Genomic DNA, 4,765 nt, shown 5'->3' with positions numbered 1-4,765 from the left:
ATTACCAGTAACAGATAAAGCCATTGGAATTGACTTAGGAATTAGTAGCCTTGTGATTACCAGCGATGGCGATAAAGTGTCTAATCCCAAGCATTTTAACAAGCATTATCGGAGACTGCGAAAGGCCCAAAAAAGCCTTTCTAGAAAACAGAAAGGCTCAAAGAATCGAGAAAAGGCAAGAATCAAATTAGCCAAAATTCACGCTCAAATCACCGATAGCAGGAAAGACCATTTACACAAGCTAACCACTCAATTAGTTCGTGAAAACCAAACGATTGTGGTTGAGAATTTAGCCGTTAAGAATATGGTCAAAAACCCGAAATTATCTCAGGCAATATCTGATGTAAGCTGGGGTGAAATCACCCGACAATTAGCCTATAAATGCCGTTGGTATGGGAGAAACTACATCGAAATAGATAGATGGTTTCCTAGCTCTAAAAGATGTAGTAATTGCGGGCATATTGCTGAGAAAATGCCGTTAAATGTTCGAGGATGGGACTGTCCAGACTGTGGGACTCACCACGACCGAGATATTAACGCCAGTAAAAATATTTTGGCCGCAGGGCTTGCGGTGTCAGTCTGTAGAGCGACCATAAGACCAGAACAGAGTAAATCTGTTAAGGCAGGTGCGAAAAATCCTTCGGGAAAGAAGCAGAAACTCAAATCGTGAGGTTTGGGAATCGCCGTCCGTTTTACGGCGGCGAGGATGTCAAAAATATATACTGCGATCGAGATAGGGCTTATCCTAGGATAGTCTAAAACTATACCGATAATCTTGTCGTTATTATAGTCAAAAAAGTTGCTGGTTTTTTAGGGAATAATCTCTGTTTTCCATTTCAACAAAGCCGATCTCGATCTAGAGCGGTTTTGGAGATAAGTTGGCTCTCTCCAAAACCGATTGGTTTTAGTTTTTACTCCTCGATCGAGTTAATAAAATTGACCCAAACAGTATTAAGGCAATCAGATTTGATGGTTCGGGAACTGTTTGAAAATCTAGATTGAAAATTCCTGACTCTCCCCAAGAAAGGCTAAGATCTACCAGCTTAAAACTGGCTGAATATTTTCCAGGTTGAGAGGCAACAAACTTCCGTAAAAAGGAGAAGTTATCGAAAAATTGGCTTGAAAACCCCGTAGTTTCACGACGGCTTTTGTTGATCTCTTCGGAACCTTGATCGGTTACGGTAATTGAAGATGCAACAGACCGCTATTTTTTACGCCTTGTCGTTGAGATTAAACTGGAAACCCTTCCCAATAACGGGCAATCAGTAGGGATTAATCTAGGGATTGTCAACGAGTGCCACCCTCTCAACATTTGATCTGTCGGTCATCACCGCCACGGAGAGCGCGGTGAGGAGGTCAGATTTACAATACCAGATTTTGCAGTGGGGAATCTGGGTTAAAATAGACCGAGAAAGTTAACAAAAAAATTGTCTCGCTCAAGTGGGCGAAAATCAGCTTATGACCCTTGCGGTGGCGATCGAAAAGTTAAAAAAATCCTACGGTCAGACAGCAGCGGTTAAAGATATCTCCTTTACCGTGGCAGCGGCAGAAATCTTCGGTTTACTCGGTCCCAATGGTGCGGGGAAAACCACCACGATTCGCTGTCTTTGTACCCTTGCTAAACCCGATGCCGGCAAAATCGAGGTGGGGGGTGTCGATGCCCTGAATAACCCCAAATCCGCCCGTAAACGCCTGGGTTACGTTGCCCAAGAAGTCGCCCTTGATAAAATGCTCACGGGCCGGGAACTGTTGCAACTACAAGCGGCTCTATATCACATTCCCGCTCAAAAGTCAAGAGATCGCATCAAAGAATTAATAAATCTTTTAGGATTAGAGGAATACGCCGACAAAAAAACAGGAACCTATTCCGGCGGCATCAAAAAACGGCTGGATTTAGCGGCGGGATTACTGCATCAGCCAGAAGTTTTGGTGCTGGATGAACCGACTGTGGGACTCGATATCGAAAGTCGTTTGATTGTCTGGGATTTTCTGCGACAATTGCGGGCGGCTGGAACCAGTGTATTAATTACCAGTCATTATCTCGAAGAAATCGACGCTTTGGCCGATAACTTGGCAATTATCGACAATGGTATCGTCATCGCTCGCGGTACCCCCTCACAACTGAAGGAGCAACTGGGCGGCGATCGCATTACCCTAAAAGTGCGAGAATTTTCCCCAGAGGAAGAAGCCCTAAAAGCGAAAGAGTTATTATCCCGTCTGCCTTTTGTCGAGGAAGTGATCGTTAATACCGTCCAGGGTAACTCCCTTAATCTCATCGTGAGGGCGAATAGCAATCCTTTAAGCAAAATTGAACAAACCCTAGCCGAATCGGGATTACCCGTGTTCAGCATGGCCCAATCCCGTCCTAGTCTCGATGATGTCTATCTGGCGGCCACCGGACGCACCCTGATGGATGCGGAAATTGCCGCCGCCAGCAGTCGCGACCTCAAGGCGGAGAAAAAACAAGCGATGAAGGAATCCTAGCCCGGCGAGAAAGGCTGTAATATTGCCTAATTGCCCGGTTAAATCATCTATAATTGGAGCGATCGATTATATATCAATCAATATGAAAGATAAACGGGTATTGCTGACCGGCGGTACGGGAGGACTGGGTTTAGGAGTCACTCCGGCGGTTTTACACCATGGCGGTCATCTAACCATGACCTATCGGGAGGAAAGGGAGGTAGGTCGTCTGAAATCTCGGCTGAGTGCGGCGGAATTTGAGCGTATTCGCTTTGTCAGGGTGGATTTAACCCAAGAAACTGCCGTGGCTAGATTAATTGATGATCTCGGTCGGGTCGATGTCTTAATTCATCTAGTCGGGGGTTTTACCATGGGGGCGACGGAGGAGTTTAGTTATGAAGATTGGCTAAAAATGTTCGATTTAAACCTCCATAGCACTTTTTTACTGTGTAAACACTGTTTACGCTCGATGAAACTTCATAATTATGGTCGTATCGTCACTATCGGTTCTCGTGGTGCCGTACAACCGGGGGCAAATTTGGCCGCCTATTGTGCCTCGAAAGCGGCGGTAGTGGCTTTAACTCAAGCGATCGCAGAAGAAACCAAACAGACTAATATTACCGCTAACGTGGTTTTGCCCAGCATTATCGATACTCCGGGCAACCGGGAAGCGATGGGAGAGGCAAATGCCAAGGACTGGGTAAGTCCCCAATCTCTAGCCGAGGTGATCTGTTTTCTGGCAGGGGAAGGGGCGAAAGACTTGCGCGGGGCGGCAATTCCCGTCTATGGTTCCCTGTGAGTGGTTTTTTGTCTTCGGGCTGATACACTGATAACGGCGCTCGCTCTTGCTAAAAATTGGGGTTAATTTATGCTTATTCCGATTCTTATCAGTCTTACTATCTTACTTTTATCCTATCTGCTCGGTTCGATTCCCACGGGTTATTTAATCGGTAAATACAGCAAAGGTATCGATATTCGTGACTATGGTTCCGGTTCCACTGGGGCCACCAATGTGTTGAGAACTCTGGGAAAAACTGCCGGGGCGACGGTGTTATTAATTGATATGTTAAAGGGAATGGTGGCGGTGGCCCTGGTACGAGGACTATATTTTATTGATGTCAATCCTCTCCCAGAAAGTTGGTATTATTGGTTAATTATCGGGGCAGCATTGGGTGCAGTCATCGGTCATAGTAAATCGATTTTCTTGAATTTTAGTGGTGGTAAATCCGTCGCCACCAGTTTAGGGGTTTTATTAGTGATGAATCCCCTAGTGGCTTGCGTAACTTTGGCGAGTTTTTTAGTTATTCTGGCACTTTTCCGGATTGTTTCTTTAGGTTCGATTATCGGGGCGCTGGTGGTGAATATTTTAATGGTTGTTTTGGGTCAACCTCTCCCCTATATTTTATTTAGTTTGATGGGGGGAATCTATGTGATTGTTCGTCATCAGGGTAATATTAAAAGATTGTTGGCAGGGACGGAACCAAAAATAGGTCAGAAAGTACAGCAATCATCGGAAGTAAGTTAATAACTTTCTCAAGTCAGAATAACCACTGTGAAATGAAGTTGACGGCTCATCAGTTCTTTTATGAATAGGCTAAGACGCATTTTAACCGCCTATCCTTAGATTAGCTAAATCTCCCCCCGACGTCGGGTAGGGTTGGGGGGGGTGTTGCCTCTTTCCCCATCTCAACAAGCAATCTTGTCTTTGAGGTTTAATTAAGACTGTCTGCTGTGGTTTTTAACCAAAGGATAAAACTATTAATATCTTCTTGGACTTGTCGCCATGTATTATAATAGTTATTAACCAGATTTTCTAGTTTTTGTTTTTCCAATTCAAAACCGTAGATATTGCGAACAACGTGCCGAAAGCTTAGGTATTCATTAAGTTTATGCACGGTATCTTCTCGTAATACAGCAGGACGATAATCTTGAGGTTTGCTCATACGATTTAATAGCCTTCTATGCCAGTCATAACTAGATGGTAAGCCACCATTTAACTCAGAAGCGATAATTTGAAAAATTCGTTCACATCCTGTATAGAAGTTATCGAGTTTTAGGGCTAAACTTTCGGCACAAATATCGGCTAGTGCCGGGTTGGTTAGCATTTCCGCTTGAACTAAACGCATTTGGCTTTCTAGCCGATTTAATCTATTAACTTCAGTGGCAATATCAAGGGCGATTTCTTGTAATTCACTGGCACTCATCGGACGCATAAAGACATTCTCCTGTTTGCAAAACTCTTTTAAGAAAATGAGGTTCTAAGTCTTCTATAGGCTTTAAATCAATCCAGCGAGCGCTAATT

5 protein-coding genes and 1 pseudogene are annotated in these 4,765 nt (G+C 44.3%); 5 read left to right on the top strand and 1 reads right to left on the bottom strand.

Annotation, left to right across the window (positions count from 1 at the left end; translation table 11 throughout):
* The 5 genes and pseudogenes from PX636_RS11275 to plsY form a co-directional block, all read left to right on the top strand.
* Positions 1 to 670 (top strand): RNA-guided endonuclease TnpB family protein (locus PX636_RS11275; protein ID WP_288117229.1); only part of this gene is annotated, 670 nt, incomplete at its 5' end.
* A 502-nt stretch (positions 671 to 1,172) separates the two neighbouring features.
* Positions 1,173 to 1,311 (top strand): annotated as a pseudogene (locus tag PX636_RS22890) (RNA-guided endonuclease TnpB family protein); the annotation flags it as partial.
* 147 nt (positions 1,312 to 1,458) lie between these two features.
* A complete protein-coding gene (locus PX636_RS11270) occupies positions 1,459 to 2,484 on the top strand; it encodes an ABC transporter ATP-binding protein (protein ID WP_288117227.1) in 1,026 nt (341 codons plus the stop codon).
* An 82-nt stretch (positions 2,485 to 2,566) separates the two neighbouring features.
* Positions 2,567 to 3,262, top strand: coding sequence for a 3-oxoacyl-ACP reductase FabG (gene fabG, locus PX636_RS11265; RefSeq protein WP_002798601.1), 696 nt, complete (start codon positions 2,567 to 2,569; stop codon positions 3,260 to 3,262).
* A 69-nt stretch (positions 3,263 to 3,331) separates the two neighbouring features.
* Positions 3,332 to 3,988, top strand: a complete 657-nt coding sequence (gene plsY / locus PX636_RS11260) for a glycerol-3-phosphate 1-O-acyltransferase PlsY (protein ID WP_002798600.1) — start codon at positions 3,332 to 3,334, stop codon at positions 3,986 to 3,988.
* Positions 3,989 to 4,175: 187 nt separating this feature from the next.
* On the opposite strand, the gene PX636_RS11255 is transcribed toward plsY, so the two are convergent.
* Positions 4,176 to 4,676 carry a ribonuclease toxin HepT-like protein gene (locus PX636_RS11255; protein ID WP_002798599.1) on the bottom strand — a complete coding sequence of 167 codons (501 nt, stop codon included), beginning with the start codon at positions 4,674 to 4,676 and terminating at the stop codon, positions 4,176 to 4,178.
* Positions 4,677 to 4,765 lie beyond the last annotated feature (89 nt).

The organism is Microcystis sp. M53598_WE2 (genome assembly GCF_030067735.1).
GTDB lineage: Bacteria > Cyanobacteriota > Cyanobacteriia > Cyanobacteriales > Microcystaceae > Microcystis > Microcystis aeruginosa.
The sequence above is the reverse complement of the archived record's forward strand: the minus strand, read 5'-3'. Positions and strand labels throughout refer to the sequence as shown.